Annotated in this window: 12 protein-coding genes; 6 read left to right on the top strand and 6 right to left on the bottom strand. The window is 68.5% G+C overall.

All coding sequences use genetic code 11. From position 1 onward, the window contains the following. Positions 1–3 precede the first annotated feature (3 nt). The 5 genes from Q9R17_RS07000 to yidA all read left to right on the top strand — a co-directional run bounded on the left by Q9R17_RS07000 (position 4) and on the right by yidA (position 7,238). Positions 4–3,189: a multidrug efflux RND transporter permease subunit gene (locus tag Q9R17_RS07000; RefSeq protein WP_308157701.1), complete on the top strand. Its 3,186-nt coding sequence runs from the start codon at positions 4–6 to the stop codon at positions 3,187–3,189. A 122-nt stretch (positions 3,190–3,311) separates the two neighbouring features. Then, on the top strand, positions 3,312–4,142 hold the full coding sequence (locus tag Q9R17_RS06995; protein WP_308157700.1) for an oxidoreductase: 831 nt from the start codon (positions 3,312–3,314) through the stop codon (positions 4,140–4,142). A gap of 10 nt (positions 4,143–4,152) precedes the next feature. Further along, a complete protein-coding gene (locus Q9R17_RS06990) occupies positions 4,153–5,361 on the top strand; it encodes an MFS transporter (RefSeq protein ID WP_308157699.1) in 1,209 nt (402 codons plus the stop codon). Between the two features lie 55 nt (positions 5,362–5,416). Continuing rightward, positions 5,417–6,262: an oxidoreductase gene (locus tag Q9R17_RS06985; RefSeq protein ID WP_308157698.1), complete on the top strand. Its 846-nt coding sequence runs from the start codon at positions 5,417–5,419 to the stop codon at positions 6,260–6,262. A gap of 139 nt (positions 6,263–6,401) precedes the next feature. Next, complete coding sequence (gene yidA, locus Q9R17_RS06980; protein ID WP_308157697.1) at positions 6,402–7,238, top strand: sugar-phosphatase; 837 nt, start codon at positions 6,402–6,404, stop codon at positions 7,236–7,238. Positions 7,239–7,253: 15 nt separating this feature from the next. Here yidA and Q9R17_RS06975 read toward each other — a convergent pair whose 3' ends face one another. Beyond that, positions 7,254–7,652 carry a helix-turn-helix domain-containing protein gene (locus tag Q9R17_RS06975; protein WP_308157696.1) on the bottom strand — a complete coding sequence of 133 codons (399 nt, stop codon included), beginning with the start codon at positions 7,650–7,652 and terminating at the stop codon, positions 7,254–7,256. A 94-nt stretch (positions 7,653–7,746) separates the two neighbouring features. On the opposite strand from Q9R17_RS06975, the gene Q9R17_RS06970 reads away from it, so the two are divergent. Next, the gene (locus Q9R17_RS06970; protein ID WP_308157695.1) at positions 7,747–8,355 is read left to right on the top strand and encodes an NAD(P)H-dependent oxidoreductase; all 609 of its coding nucleotides are present in this window, start codon (positions 7,747–7,749) and stop codon (positions 8,353–8,355) included. A 45-nt stretch (positions 8,356–8,400) separates the two neighbouring features. Here the strand turns inward: Q9R17_RS06970 and Q9R17_RS06965 are convergent, their stop codons facing one another. From Q9R17_RS06965 to agaR, 5 genes are all read right to left on the bottom strand, one after another. Further along, positions 8,401–9,357 carry a BadF/BadG/BcrA/BcrD ATPase family protein gene (locus Q9R17_RS06965; protein WP_308157694.1) on the bottom strand — a complete coding sequence of 319 codons (957 nt, stop codon included), beginning with the start codon at positions 9,355–9,357 and terminating at the stop codon, positions 8,401–8,403. Beyond that, a complete protein-coding gene (locus tag Q9R17_RS06960) occupies positions 9,354–10,529 on the bottom strand; it encodes an SIS domain-containing protein (protein WP_308157693.1) in 1,176 nt (391 codons plus the stop codon). The genes Q9R17_RS06965 and Q9R17_RS06960 overlap by 4 nt, the downstream gene beginning before the upstream one ends. A 58-nt stretch (positions 10,530–10,587) precedes the next feature. Further along, positions 10,588–11,505, bottom strand: a complete 918-nt coding sequence (locus tag Q9R17_RS06955; protein WP_308157692.1) for an EamA family transporter — start codon at positions 11,503–11,505, stop codon at positions 10,588–10,590. Next, entirely contained in the window at positions 11,502–13,598 is a 2,097-nt protein-coding gene (locus Q9R17_RS06950) for a glycoside hydrolase family 36 protein (protein ID WP_308157691.1), read from the bottom strand. Before Q9R17_RS06950 ends, Q9R17_RS06955 begins: the two co-directional genes overlap by 4 nt. A 142-nt stretch (positions 13,599–13,740) precedes the next feature. Next, positions 13,741–14,520 carry a transcriptional repressor AgaR gene (agaR, locus tag Q9R17_RS06945; RefSeq protein WP_308157690.1) on the bottom strand — a complete coding sequence of 260 codons (780 nt, stop codon included), beginning with the start codon at positions 14,518–14,520 and terminating at the stop codon, positions 13,741–13,743. Positions 14,521–14,530 lie beyond the last annotated feature (10 nt).

Genomic DNA, 14,530 nt, shown 5'->3' with positions numbered 1-14,530 from the left:
CGCATGAACCTGTCGCGCTTCTTCATCGACCGCCCGATCTTCGCCGGCGTGCTGTCGGCGCTGATCCTGATCGCCGGGCTGGTGGCCCTGCCGCAGCTGCCGGTGGCCGAGTATCCGCAGGTGGTGCCGCCGACGGTCATCGTCAACGCACGTTTCCCCGGTGCCAGCCCGGCGGTGATCGCCGAAACCGTGGCCACCCCGATCGAGGAGGCGGTCAACGGCGTGGAAAACATGTTGTACATGAGCAGCCAGTCCACCAGTGATGGGCTGATGACACTCACCGTCACCTTCCAGCTGGGCACCGATCCGGACCTGGCCACGCAATGGGTGAAGACCCGCGTGGACCAGGCCGAGGCGCGCCTGCCCGACGATGTGCGGCGGCTGGGGGTCACCACTATCAAGAGCACGCCGGACCTGACGCTGACCGTGCACCTGTACTCGCCCGGTGGCCGCTATGACATGGCCTACCTGCACAACTACGCGCTGCTGCATGTGCGCGACCGGCTGGCGCGCATTCCGGGCGTGGGCCAGGTGCAGATACGCGGTGCGGGTGACTATTCGATGCGGGTCTGGCTGGACCCGCAGAAGATGGCCAGCCGCGGCCTGGCGGCCAGCGATGTGGTGGCCGCCATCCGCGCCGAGAACGTGCAGGCCGCCGCCGGCATCATCGGCGCCACGCCCAACCTGCCCACCACCACCACCCAGCTGCAGTTGAACGTGCAGGGGCGCCTGCGCGACGAACAGGAGTTCGGCGACATCATCGTGCGCACCGGTGCCGACGGTGCGGTCACCCGCCTGCGCGATGTGGCCCGCATCGAACTGGGCGCGGCCGAGTACGCCTCGCGCGCGCTGATGGACAACCAGCCGGCTGCCGCGCTGTTCGTCCTGCAGGCACCCGGCTCGAACACGGTGCAGATCGGCCAGGAGGTGCGCCAGGCCATGGCCGCGCTGAAGCAGGACATGCCCGATGGCGTGGACTACCGCATCGTGTTCGATCCCACCCAGTTCGTTACGGCCTCCATCGATGCCGTGGTGCATACGCTGTTCGAAGCGGTGCTGCTGGTGGTGCTGGTGGTCATCGTGTTCCTGCAGACCTGGCGCGCCTCGGTCATTCCCTTGGTGGCAGTGCCGGTGTCGATCATCGGTACTTTCGCGGTGATGCATCTGCTGGGCTTCTCGATCAACACGCTCACCCTGTTCGGCCTGGTGCTGTCGATCGGCATCGTGGTCGATGATGCGATCGTGGTGGTGGAGAACATCGAGCGCAACATCGCGGCGGGCCTGTCACCGCATGCCGCAGCCAACCGTGCGATGGGCGAAGTGACCGGGCCGATCGTGGCCATCGCGCTGGTGCTGGCGGCGGTCTTCGTGCCCTTGGCCTTCGCCGGTGGGCTGACCGGGCAGTTCTATCGCCAGTTCGCCTTGACCATCGCCATCTCGACGATGATCTCCGCACTGAACTCGCTCACGCTGTCACCGGCGCTGGGGGCACTGCTGCTGCGCCCCCACGATGCGCCGCGTGACGCGCTGACCCGCGCCATGGACCGGGTGTTGGGGCGCCCCTTCGCGGCCTTCAACCGCCTGTTCGAGCGCAGTGGCAGCCGCTATGGCACCGCGCTGGGCGGTGTGCTGCGGCGGCGTGGCCGCGCGATGGCCGTGTACGGCCTGCTGCTGGCGCTGGCCGCGTGGCTGCTGCATGCCGTTCCCGGTGGCTTCGTGCCGCTGCAGGACCGGACCTACCTCATCGTCAGTGCGCAGCTGCCCGACGGCGCCACCCTGGACCGCACCGAGGCGGTGATCCGGCGCATCGGCCAGATCGCGCTGAAAGACCCGGATGTCCGCGCATCGCTGGCCTTCCCCGGGCAGTCGATCAACGGGCTGGTCAACAGCAGCAACGCCGGCGTGGCCTACATCAATCTCAGGCCCTTTGCCGAGCGTGCGGGCCAGGCGCACAGTGCCGCTGCGGTGCGCGACCGCCTCACCACCGCGCTGGCGGCGATTCCCGATGCGCGCATCCTGATCTTCCCGCCACCGCCGGTGCGCGGGCTGGGGTCCACCGGTGGCTTCCGTCTGCAGATCCAGGATCGGGCCGCACTGGGCAACGCCGCGCTGGACGCCGCGGTACGCGCCTTCATCGCCGAGGCGGAACAGCAGCCGGAACTGTCCGGCCTGTTCTCCAGCTTCCAGATCAACGTGCCGCAGCTGGCCGCCGATGTGGACCGCGCCCGCGCCCGCCAGCTGGGGGTGGCCATCCCGGACATCTTTTCCACGCTGCAGGTGTACCTGGGCAGCCAATACGTGAACGACTTCAACCGCTTCGGCCGCACCTACACCGTGCGTGCGCAGGCCGATGCCGCGTACCGGGCCACCGCGGAGGACGTGGGGGCCCTGCAGGTGCGCTCGGCCAGCGGGCAGATGGTGCCGCTGTCGGCGCTGCTGCAGGTGCGCCCCAGTGCAGGCCCGGAACGGGCGATGCGCTACAACGGCTTCCCTACCGCCGATGTCAGCGGCACGGCGGCAACGGGCTACTCGTCGGGGCAGGCGCAGGCGACGATCGAGCGCGTGGCGGCGGCCACGCTGCCGCCGGGCATCGCGTTTGAATGGACCGACCTGACCTACCAGCAGATCCTGGCAGGCCATGGCGGGTTGTGGATCTTCCCGCTGGCCGTGCTGCTGGTGTTCCTGGTGCTGGCCGCGCTGTACGAGAGCCTGCTGCTGCCGCTGTCGATCCTGCTGATCGTGCCGATGGGCGCACTGGCGGCCCTGGCCGGCATCGCGCTGACCGGCGGTGACAACAACATCTTCACCCAGATCGGCCTGGTGGTGCTGATCGGCCTGTCGGCCAAGAACGCCATCCTCATCGTGGAATTCGCCCGTGAACTCGAACTGGCCGGGCACAGCCCGCTGCAGGCCGCGCTGCAGGCCAGCCGCCTGCGCCTGCGGCCGATCCTGATGACATCGTGTGCGTTCATCATGGGCGTGGTGCCGTTGCTGCTGTCCACCGGCGCCGGTTTTGAAATCCGCCGCATCATGGGCGTGGCCGTGTTCTCCGGCATGGTGGGCGTCACCCTGTTCGGCGTGTTCCTCACCCCGGTGTTCTATGTGCTGATGCGTGCGCTTGGCGGCAACCGGCCGCTGGTCAGCCACGGCCCGGTGGTGGCACCGGTCGTGCAGGACGGCAGCGCATGAACGCGCCGGATCATGAAGCAGGGCTGCAAAGGGCATGCGCCCCGCGCCCGATTATCAGCGGCGGCCGTGGCGACCAGACTGTCCACCTCGGGCGCATGCCGCGCCCCCTCAAGGAAACTCCCATGCGTACCTGGTTCATTACTGGCGCCTCGCGCGGCTTCGGCGTGCTGATCGCGGCCAAGGCCCTGGCGGCCGGTGACAATGTCGTTGCCACCGCCCGTTCCCCGCAGCAGGTCATCGACCAGCTGGGCGACCACCCCAACCTGCTGGCGGTGGCGCTGGATGTCACCGACGAGGCGCAGGCCCATGCCGCCACCGCCGCCGCCGTGGCCCGCTTCGGTCGCATCGATGTGCTGGTCAACAACGCCGGCTATGGCCTGCTCGGTGCGGTGGAGGAAGCCACCGCCGAAGAGATCGAACAGGTGTACGCCACCAATGTGTTCGGCCTGCTGAAGGTGACACGCGCGGTGCTGCCGCAGCTGCGCGCGCAGCGTGCCGGCCATGTGATCAACCTGTCGTCCATCGGTGGCTATGGTGCCTTCACCGGCTGGGGCGTGTATTGCTCCACCAAGTTCGCCGTGGAAGCCCTGTCCGAAGCCCTGGCCAGCGAACTGGCACCGCTGGGCATCAAGGTGACCGTGGTCGAGCCGGGCTTCTTCCGTACCGATTTCCTGGATGCCCGCTCGTTGGCGGTCAGCCCGACCGTGCTGGAAGACTATGCCGCGACCTCCGGTGCGATGCGTACCTTCGCGGCCGGTGCCAACCATGCCCAGCAGGGTGACCCGGCCAAGCTGGCCGAGGGCCTGCTGCAGATCGTGGCGGCGGACAATCCGCCGCTGCGCATGCACTTCGGCAGCGACACCGTCTCCCACGTGCTGGCCAAGAACGCGGCCGTTGCCAAGGAACTCGATGCCTGGCGCGATCTCGCCCTGAGCACCGATTTCCCGGCCTGAGGGGCAGCGCGTGAGCGGCCAGACAGTTTCCACGGATATCGCCGCCGCACCGCGCGGGCAGGGCCTGGCCCTGTTCGCGCTGGCGCTGGGCAGCTTTGCCATCGGCACCACCGAATTCGCCAGCATGGGCATCCTGCAGTTGTTCGCCGGCACGCTGCACATCGACCTACCGACGGCGACCCATGCCATCACCGCCTATGCCGTGGGCGTTGTGGTGGGCGCGCCGGTGATCACCCTGCTGGCCGCACGCCTGAACCGGCGCACGCTGCTGCTGTGCCTGATGGGCCTGTTCGTGTTGGGCAACCTGTTGTCCGCACAGGCACAGGACATCCACCTGCTGGCCATGGCGCGCTTCATCAGTGGCCTGGCACAGGGGGCATACTTCGGCGCCGGTGCGGTGGTGGCCACGCATATCGTGGGTGCAGCGCGGGCCGGCCGTGCGTTCTCGCTGGTGGTGTCCGGGTTGACGATCGCCATGATCGTCGGCTCGCCCCTGGCGACGCTGCTTGGCCAGCAGCTCGGCTGGCGGCACGCCTATCAGGCGGTCGCCGCACTCGGGGCCCTGGCCTGGGTCGCGCTGTGGGCGTGGACGCCCCGCAGCGATGCCCTGCGCGGCAACCCGGTACTGCGTGAGTTCTCCGCACTGCTGCACCGGCAGGTGTGGGTGATGATGGCGGTGGCGGCACTGTCGGTGGCCAGCATCTTCGCGGTCTATACCTTCATCGGCCCGCTGGTGACCGACGTCGCCCACCTGCCGGCCGCACGCATTCCAGTGGCGCTGGCGCTGTTCGGCCTCGGCATGGCCCTGGGCAATGTGCTCGGCGGGCAGCTGGCGGACCGCTACGCCTATCGCGGCCTGGTGCTGGGCTTCGGCGCGGCGGTGATCGTGCTGGTCGTGCTGGCCTGCGGTGCCGCTTCGCCGTGGCTGTTGTGCGCCGGATTGTTCGGTGTCGGCCTGACCACCATGACCGCCATTCCGACGCTGCAGGTGCAGCTGACCCGCCTCGCCCCGCAAGCGCCCACGCTGATGGGCGCGATGAACATGGCGGCCCTGAACGTGGCCAATGCGATTGGTGCGTGGGCTGGCGGGGTGACCATCGCCGCTGGGCTGGGCCTGGTATCGGCCATCGTGGCTGGCCTGGTGCTGACGCTGGCCGGGCTCGCGGTGTTCACCCTGGCGGTGCAGCGCGTGCCGGCATCTGCGGCCATCCCGCAATGATTTTCTCCGGGCCGCCGCGTGCGGCCCGCTTCTTCTCCCCAACGAGGTTGATGGCATGTCACACAACAAAGTCTGGTTCATCACCGGTGTCAGCAGCGGCTTTGGCCGTGAACTGGCGATCAAGGCCCTGGCCGCCGGTGACCGGGTGGTGGGTACCCTGCGCAACGAGGCGCAGCGCATCGCCTTTGAAGCCCTGCATGCCGGGCGCGCCCAGGGCGTGCTGCTGGATGTCACCGATGAAGCGGCGATCGCACCGATCATCGACGGTGTGGTGGCTGCCCATGGCCGCATCGATGTGCTGGTCAACAATGCCGGCTATGGCATGGAAGGCGCTGTCGAGGAAACCTCGATGGCACAGGCGCGTCGCCAGTTCGACGTGAACTTCTTCGGTGCGCTGGCCGTCACCCAGGCGGTGCTGCCGGTGATGCGTGCGCAGCGCAGCGGCCACATCCTCAACATCACCTCCATCGGTGGCCTGATCACCTTCCCCAGCCTGGGCCTGTACAACGCCAGCAAGCATGCGCTGGAAGGCCTGAGCGATGCACTGGCGCAGGAAGTGGCGCCGCTGGGCATCCACGTGACCGCCATCGAGCCGGGCCCGTTCCGTACCGACTGGGCAGGCCGGTCGATGGAACATGCGGCTGTGCGCATCGATGACTACCACGCCACCGCCGGGGCCATGACCCGTTCGCTGGAACAGCGCAACGGGCGCCAGCCGGGTGATCCGGCGCGTGCGGCTGATGCGATGCTGGCGGTGGTGGCGTCGGCGCAGCCGCCGCGCCGGCTGCTGCTCGGCTCGATCGGCTTCAAGCAGGTGGGCGAAGTGCTGGCCCAGCGCCAGGCCGAGATGATCCGCTGGGCCGACCTCAGCCTGAGCGCCGATTTCCCGCCAGGCGAGTAAGCCATCAGGGAGCCGGGCCGGGCGGCAACGCCCGGCCCGGCAGCCATGCCTGCAGCCGGTTCCTTACGGGGGCTCGGCCAGCTCTGCCGCTGCATTAAACTGGGCGATACAACGACATACCCGCAGCAGGCAGTACCGCATGGACACCGAACGCACGCCCACCGACATCCAGCTGGTAGCCATCGACATGGATGGCACGCTGCTGGACCCCGCGCACCGGATCACGCCGCGGGTGAAGCAGGCCATTACCCGCGCGCGCCAGCAGGGCGTGCAGGTGGTGCTGGCCAGTGGCCGCCCGGTGTCCGGGCTGGCGCCGTTCCTGCGCGAGCTGGAGATCGCCGGTGACGAGGACTACTGCATCGCCTGCAACGGCGGCATCGTGCAGAGCGTCGGCAGCGGCCGGGTGGTGGTCGAGTTCCCGCTCACCTTCGATGATTTCCTGTACTGCGAACGCATCGCGCGCGAACTGGGCGTGCATTTCCAGGCACTGGACGGCACGCGCATGTACACGCCCAACCAGGACATCAGCCCCTTCACGGTGGCCGATGCGCACCTGTCCCACGTGCCGCTGTCCTACCGCGCAGTGGCCGACATGGACCCGTCGATGTCCTTCGTCAAGCTGATGCTGATCGACCACCCCGAGGTGCTCGATGCTGCCATCACCCGCCTGCCGCATGAACTGACCGCGCGCTTTGCCGTGCTCAAGAGCGCGCCGTTCTTCCTGGAAGTCTTCGATCCGCGCGCCGGCAAGGGCGCCAGCCTGCAGAAGCTGGCCGCGCACCTGGGCATCGACCGGGCCAACGTCATGGCCATCGGCGATCAGGAAAACGACCTGACCATGCTGCAGTTCGCCGGCACCGGCGTGGCGATGGGCAATGCCATCGACGCCGCCAAGCAGGCCGCGCGCTTCACCACCGCCAGCAACAGCGAGGACGGCGTGGCGGTGGCGATCGAACGGTTCGTGCTGCGCGGCTGAACCTGCCCGGCCGCGTCAGCGCGTGCCCGGCGCTGGCGCAGCTTCGGCATTGTCGAAGGCCTCGCGCGCGGCATCGATGTCGGCCACATGGGCCAGCGCCCAGCCGCCCAGCGCCATCACCGGTTCGGTCAGCGACTGCCCCAGTGGCGTCAGCGAATACTCCACGTGCGGCGGCATCACCGCATGCACGGTGCGCTTGATCAGCCCATCGCGTTCCAGCCCGCGCAGGCACAGCGTCAGCATGCGCTGGGAGATGCCGTTCACCGCGCGCTTGATCGCGGTGAAGCGGTGCGGCCCCGAGGCCAGCAGCATGATGATCAGAACACTCCATTTCTCGCCCACGCGTGCCAGCACCTGGCTGACCCGCTGGCAGTCCGTCGTGGCGATGTCGTGCGTCTTGCTGGTCACATTCATGTTACCAAGTTCCCTAAATGTGCCGTATTGCAGGCGTTTTGGGCGGTGATTACATTTTTAGTCCCGGTTACAACTTTATACCAAGGACACCGCCATGACGATTCTGCACGTTGATTCCAGCATCCTCACCGACCAGTCGGTCAGCCGCCAGCTCACCGCGGCCATCGCCCAGCGCCTGGCCCAGGCCACGCCCGGCCAGCCGGTGATCTACCGCGATCTGGCCGCTGCGCCGATCGGCCATCTGTCGGCTGCCGAATTCCTCGCCTTCCAGGGCGTGGCGGCCACCGACGAGCCCACCCGCCAGGCCGTGCAGGCCAATGCACAGCTGCTTGAGGAATTCCTGGCGGCCGACACCGTGGTGCTGGGCGCGCCGATGTACAACTTCGCGCTGCCTTCGCAGCTGCGCGCGTGGCTGGACCGCCTGGCGGTGCCGGGCCGTACCTTCCGCTACGGCGAGGCCGGCGTGGAAGGGCTGGCCGGTGGCAAGCGGGTGATCATCGCCTCCTCGCGCGGCGGCCTGTACGGCGAAGGCCAGCCGGCGGCTTCGCTGGACCATCAGGAAACCTACCTGCGTGGCTTCCTCGGTTTCCTGGGCATCACCGATGTGACCATCGTGCGCGCCGAAGGCGTGGCCTACGGCCCGGACGCCCGTGCGGCGGCGGTGGCGGCGGCCATCGCCGATGTGGAGGCGCTGGCCGCCTGAGGCCATGCGGCACGTCCGGCGCTACCGGCGCCGGACGTGCTTGCATCAGGCCGTGGGCGGTGCCGCGCCGGTCGCCATCAGGTGCGCCAGCATCGCCGCACCCAGGTGCGGTGCATGCAGGGGCTCGCGCAGCTGGATATCCGGTGCCGCCGTTGCCAGCGCGCTGCGGAAGGGGGCCATCAGCAATGCGCCCGCGTTGAAGGCGCCGCCGGAACACGATACCGGTACCGGTTCGCCCGGCAGGAAGCCCAGGGCATCGCGCAGCGTGCAGGCGATGTCCGCCAGTTCCTGGGCGGCACGCACGAAAATGGCGGCGGCCACCGCATCACCGGCCACCGCCGCACGCGCCACCAGCGGCGACAGCCGTGCCAGGTCGCCACGGGTGCCCTTGCCCGGCCCATAGACATGGGCGCACAGGTCCAGCTCATGTGTGCCGAGCTGGAAATGTGCATGGAAAATGGCATGCAGCGGGCCACGCGGCAGGCGGCCGTCGCTCATGCGGGAAAACGCATTCAAGCCCTGCACCGCGATCCAGTAGGCAGAACCTTCGTCGGAGAAGATTTCGCCCCAGCCACCGGCGCGTGCGGCGGCCGAACCGCGCCGCCCATAGCCCATCGAACCGGTGCCGGCGATGATGTTGATGCCATCGGCGCAGCCCAGTGATCCTGCCCAGCCGCACACCATGTCGTTGTCGCAGGCGTAGCGGTCGTGGCCCAGTACCTGGCCGGGCAGTGCCGACAGGGCCGCCATGCTGTGGCTGTCCTCGCCATAGGCCGGCAGCCCGAAGAACGCCATGCCGATATCCCCACGCTGCAGGCCCGCCGTGGACAGCACAGCATCGACCCCCTCGGCCAGCACCTGGCGTACACCGTCCATCCCGATCTGCGGGTGGTAGGTGGTGCCGCGCTGGGCTTCACCCCGCAGGTGGCCATCGCCATCGATGAGCGCGAAGCGGGTCTTGGTGCCGCCTCCGTCCACGCCCAGGTAGACCGGCATGGTCATGCGTCCAGCGCGTACAGCTGCACGCCCTTCACCACGCGGTTGACCAGCCCGGACGGGTTGGGGGTATCCGGGCGGACACCGTGCGCCAGCGAAGCGAACACGGCATACAGCTGGGCCACGGCCACATACGGCCACAGCAGCGGCAGGTCATCGCCGGCGGGAATGCCCTGCACCGCCACCGTATCGGCGCTTGCCGCAGCCCGCGGGTGCGCGGTGATCTCCACGACGCGGGCAGCACGTCCGTCCCGGCGCAGTTCGTCGATCAGGTCCAGATCGTAACGGCGCGTATGCGGATCGTTGGAGACGAACACGATCACGACGGTTTCCGGCGTGATGAAGGTCTTGGGGCCATGGCGGAAGCCCAGCGGTGAATCGAAGCAGGTGGCCAGTGCACCGTTGGTCAACTCGCCCAGCTTCAGGGTGGCTTCGCGCGCCAGCCCCTGCAGCAGGCCGCTGCCGAGGTAGGCCACGCGCTGGTAGCCTGCATCGGCCAGTGCGTGTGCCATCGGCAGCGCCTGCACCAGCACATCGGCCGTGGCGCGCACGATCGGCACGATCTGCGCATCCAGCGCACCGGCCGGCAGCAGCGCGGCGGCCGTGGCGTACATCATGCAGCTGAAGCTGGAGGTCATCGCAAAGCCGTGGTCATGCGTGGCCTCGGGCAGCAGCACCGTCATCCTGTGGCGTACCTCGGCATGGGCCAGCGCGCCGTCGGCGTTGCAGGTCACCACCAGGTGGCGCACATCGCCTGCCAGCGATTCGGCCAGCGCCACCGCGGCGATGCTTTCCGGGCTGTTGCCCGAGCGCCCGAACGACACCAGCAGCAGCGGCTGGTCGGCGGACAGGTACAGGTGCGGCGCGCAGACGATATCGGTGGTGGGAACCGCATCCACGCGTGCGGCGATGCGGCGGTCCAGCCACGGGGCCAGGCACTGGCCGATGTAGGCCGATGTGCCGGCGCCGGTCAGGATGATGCGTGCGCGTGGATTGTCCAGCAGGGGCGCCAGGAAGGCATGCAGTGCGGCGTGCATGCCCTGTACCAGCGCGTGGGTGTGTTCAAGCAGGGCCGGTTGCTGCGCGATCTCGCGCGCGGTCCACAACGCGCCGTCCGCCTCAAGGCGGGAAGCGGGGATGTCCAGCGGGTGTTCGGAAAGCAGGGGTGAGGCGGGCATGGAAGGTATCGTCCTGGGCATCACAGGGAAAGGGGAGGGCAGGGGCCGCGGCGCGGCGTCAGTGCGGCCGCGGCGGTGGTGGGTCACGCTCGGGTTCGAGCACCAGCAGCAGCGAGGCGATCAGCGCCAGCACCAGCCCCAGTGATTTCAGCGGGCCCGGCAGCAGCCCGGCGAACACCAGCGACAGCATGGCCGTCACCAGCGGCGCGCCGGCGTTGCTGAGCGGGGCCACCACCATGGCCTTGCCGTAGCGGAAGGCGAACACCAGCGCCAGCGCGCCGATCGCATTGAGCAGCTGGATGGCGGCAGCCATCCACGGGCCGGTCAGGCCGGTGTTGATCGGTGCCTGCCAGTCGGTCATCGCCAGCGCGACCGGTGCCAGCAGCAGCGCCCCCAGGGCCATGTAGGCAAAGATGCTCTCCGCACGCACCGTGTCATTGGCGCGCTTCATGAAATACGCCTGCAGCCCCCAGGCCAGCATGATCAGCAGCGACTGCAGGAACCAGCCCAGGCCCTGGCCCCCGCGGCCGAAGGACAGGTCCAGCAGCGGCAGGGCCACCAGTGCCAGCACGATGCCCAGCGTGCCGTACAGGCCGGTGCGTTCGCGCAGCAGCAGGTAGGACAGGGCAATGGTGACCACCGGCGACAGCGAAATGACCGGAAACACGAAGTAGGCCGGCCCGATGGTGAGCGTGTGGAACAGCAGCATCTGCCCACCGGCGCCCAGCAGGCCGATCAGCAGGCCGTAGCCCACCGCCGGTGCGGAACGGTCAAGCACCCAGCCCCCGCGCCACAGTACGTACAGGGCCGGCGGCAGCATCGCCAGCGCCCAGACGCAGTAGACCAGCGTATCGGGAAACCCGGCAGCGGCCGACAGCGGGGACAATGCCCCCCAGGCACCCCACAGCGCGACGGTGGCCAGTGCATAGGCCAGCCACGGGCGTCGCCGTGCCGCCGGCATCACCCCGGCACTCATGCGGCCGTACCGGCCGGCGAGGCCTGCACGAACAGGAAGCGCGAAAACCGTGCGGGCAGCCGGGCGACCGCACCGCCCTCCACGCTGCCCAGCGGCCGGTCATTGAACAGATCGTGCAGCTGCCAGCGGCCGGGCGGCAGCCCGCGCAGTTCCAGCGTGCCGTCCCAGCGTTGGGCATAGAAGGTGTAGTACAGCGCCTTGTCCTTGGCGATGACATGCGTTTCGGGTGTGTCGAAACCGATGTCGTACAGCGTTCCCAGGTACTCGCCCTTGGGCAGCATGTGGGTCTTGTACAGGCCCACCCAGCGCCGCCACAGCGCTTCGCGCTCGGCAGTGAGTACATAGCCGCCGGGGGGCATCGGCATGCTGGGGTGCTCGGTGTCCCGTGGCCAGGTGAACTTGCTGGAAATCACCGCGCCGATACCGACGCTGGAGGCGAAATCATCGTGCCCGTCGGACAGTTCCACATGGTCGCCGGCATAGCTGCTGCGGTCGCCCATGAGCGCCTTGATCGCCTTGCCCTTGCTGCGCACCTGCCAGGAGGACAGCGGATCGGCCGATGGGTACTGGTCCGTTGCCGGCAGGTTGTGGAAGGCGAAGGCCGTGCCGCACGGGCACAGCTCCACCACGGCATCGGGGTTGGCGTCATGGGCGGCCTTGTAGATGGCGGCCCAGAAGCCGGCCAGGCCTTCCACCGATGCTTCCGGCCGCGCATGGTGATGGGCCGGGTTGTAGCAGGGGGCCACCGCATTGAGGTGCTGGCCATCGAGCTTGATGCCTTCAAACCCCCAATCGCCGATGGCCTTCTTCACCAGCGCCACGTAGAAATCGATGGTGGGCGGGTAGGCCGGGCACTGGGTCAGCGCGTTCCACCAGGTGACTGTCTGGAACGCGCCTTCCTTGTCCAGCAGCAGCATGTCCACGTGCTTGTGCAGCACATTGCTGCCGGGGTCGGCAGCCAGCGGCGCCAGCCACAGGCGCGGCCGCATGCCCTGCTCGCGCACGCGTGCGGTGAAGGCACGCATGTCCTGGTCACCGCGCGGGAACTTGCGCAGGTCGATGTCCCAGTCGCCTTCGTTGGTCTGCCAGCCGTCATCCAGCACGGCCCATTCAAAGCCCAGTTCGCGGGCCTTGGGCAAGGTGCCGTAGATCTGCTCCAGGGTGAAATCGCGCTCGTACCCCCAGGCGCACCACACCGGGGCGAAGGCCGAAGCAGGGGGCACCGGGCCCTGGATGCCTTCGGCCTTCATGAAGGCCTGGTACTGCTGCAGCGGCGCATAGAAATCGCCGGTGTGCAGGGCGATGAACGTGCGCTCGCCGGTCAGGGTGGCGCCCGGTGCCAGCGTCGTGGCCTGCGTCGATGCAATGGCCAGGCTGGCGCCGGCGGCGGTCTGCCGTACCGGCATGCACAGCGGGCGCGGCACGGGTTCGACATGGCCGACGGCCAGCCCCAGGTCGCGGCGCCAGATGTTGGCCACCGGCGTGCCACCGCCGTAATCGGACGAATCCATGCCCAGGCTGTTGCGCTGCTCGAACCCGGGCGTCACCGGCTGGGCCCAGTCGCGGCGGTCGGTGTGGGTGGTGCCGGAAAAACTCCAGAAGCTGCCTGCAGGCCCACGCATTTCATGGTCGCTGTTGCGCCAGCCGGTCACCGCCAGCGGCGCGGTGCCCAGGTTGCGGTAGCGCACCTGCACCAGCGCCAGGCCGGGCAGGCGCTCGAAACTGCTCACCGCCACCTGCTTTTCCACCTGCGCGGCGGCATTGCGGCCGGTGAACACCGCCTGCCGGCCGGGCCCATGGCGGGGGTCGTCCAGCACATGGTGCTGCTGGTCCAGCAGGGCGAAATCGGTGATGTCCCCGGATGCCAGCTGCAGCACTTCGCTGGCCCGCCATGCGGTGACCGGCTTGCCGTTGCGCGCCAGGCGCGTATGCATGCGGCTGTCGAAGGTGATACCCAGCAGGCTGTCGCCGGCGGTCCGGCTGTCGCTGCGTACAGGCGTGGCGCGGGCCCAAGGGGCGGCACTCCAGGCCAGGGTGCCGGCGACGCCGCCGACGATGAACTTCAATGCAGTACGGCGTCCAATCGGGGGCATGGTGGGCAGTCCGGTGGATGTGGCCACCATTCTGCGCATGCCCTCAAAATCGATGCAAGCGTTTTGTTGCGTTTTGATGCTCTAAAAGTTTCGTTTTGTTTCTTGCGCTGCAACATGCCGCGCCGCCCGGCAGGGGCCGATCTCAGGCCACCTGCACGTCCATGCCCAGTGCCCGGCACGCCTGCACCACCGCATCCGGCGCGCCCTGGTCGGTGATCAGCGCATCGATATCGGCAACGGGAATGATGCGGTGCAGGCAGATGCGGCCGAACTTGGAACTGTCGGTGATGGCGACCACGCGGCGGGCGGCTTCCACCATCTTGCGGTTGAGCATGGCTTCGGGTTCGTAGTGGGTGGTGATGCCGCGTTCCAGGTCGAAGCCATCCACGCCCAGGAACAGCAGGTCCACGTGCAGCGCATCCAGCGCTTCCACCGTCAGGCCACCATAGAAGGCCATGTTGCGGCGCCTCAGTTCGCCCCCCAGCATCACCAGGTTGATGCGCGGTTTGGGGCTCAGCGCGGTAAGTACGCCGAAATCATTGGTCACCACGGTCACTTCGATGTCCGGCAGGGCTTCGGCCAGTTCGATGGCGGTGGTGCCCGAATCGAGCACGATGGTGTCCCCGGGCCGCACCATTGCCGCCGCACGCGCGCCGATCCGGCGCTTTTCATCCAGGTGTTCGGTGCGCTTGGTTTCGTAGTGGGGCTCCACCGGGGATGCGCCCACGGCACCGGCATCGATGCCCCCCCCATAGGAGCGCGCCATCACCCCGCGCTCGGTCAGGTAGCGCAGGTCCTTGCGCACGGTCTGCAGGCTGACCCCGAACTGCTGGGCAAGCGCGGCAACCTGGACGCTGCCGTGCTGGCGGATGAGTTCGCTGATCTGCAGGCGGCGTTGGCTGGTGTCACGGGAGAGGGCCATGGGACAGAGC

This window comes from Stenotrophomonas sp. 24(2023) (assembly GCF_030913365.1).
Classification (GTDB): Bacteria; Pseudomonadota; Gammaproteobacteria; order Xanthomonadales; family Xanthomonadaceae; genus Stenotrophomonas.
Note: the sequence above shows the minus strand (reverse complement) of the source record. Positions and strands in the feature narration are given on the sequence as shown.

Excerpts from the sequence above, each read along its gene's own strand:
- Q9R17_RS06965 (WP_308157694.1), bottom strand. The coding sequence starts at position 9,357 with ATGACCATGCCGGTCTACCTGGGCGTGGACGGAGGCGGCACCAAGACC.
- Q9R17_RS07000 (WP_308157701.1), top strand. The coding sequence starts at position 4 with ATGAACCTGTCGCGCTTCTTCATCGACCGCCCGATCTTCGCCGGCGTG.
- Q9R17_RS06950 (WP_308157691.1), bottom strand. The coding sequence starts at position 13,598 with ATGCCCCCGATTGGACGCCGTACTGCATTGAAGTTCATCGTCGGCGGC.
- Q9R17_RS06970 (WP_308157695.1), top strand. The coding sequence starts at position 7,747 with ATGACGATTCTGCACGTTGATTCCAGCATCCTCACCGACCAGTCGGTC.
- Q9R17_RS06975 (WP_308157696.1), bottom strand. The coding sequence starts at position 7,652 with ATGAATGTGACCAGCAAGACGCACGACATCGCCACGACGGACTGCCAG.
- agaR (WP_308157690.1), bottom strand. The coding sequence starts at position 14,520 with ATGGCCCTCTCCCGTGACACCAGCCAACGCCGCCTGCAGATCAGCGAA.
- Q9R17_RS06995 (WP_308157700.1), top strand. The coding sequence starts at position 3,312 with ATGCGTACCTGGTTCATTACTGGCGCCTCGCGCGGCTTCGGCGTGCTG.
- Q9R17_RS06985 (WP_308157698.1), top strand. The coding sequence starts at position 5,417 with ATGTCACACAACAAAGTCTGGTTCATCACCGGTGTCAGCAGCGGCTTT.
- Q9R17_RS06955 (WP_308157692.1), bottom strand. The coding sequence starts at position 11,505 with ATGAGTGCCGGGGTGATGCCGGCGGCACGGCGACGCCCGTGGCTGGCC.
- yidA (WP_308157697.1), top strand. The coding sequence starts at position 6,402 with ATGGACACCGAACGCACGCCCACCGACATCCAGCTGGTAGCCATCGAC.
- Q9R17_RS06960 (WP_308157693.1), bottom strand. The coding sequence starts at position 10,529 with ATGCCCGCCTCACCCCTGCTTTCCGAACACCCGCTGGACATCCCCGCT.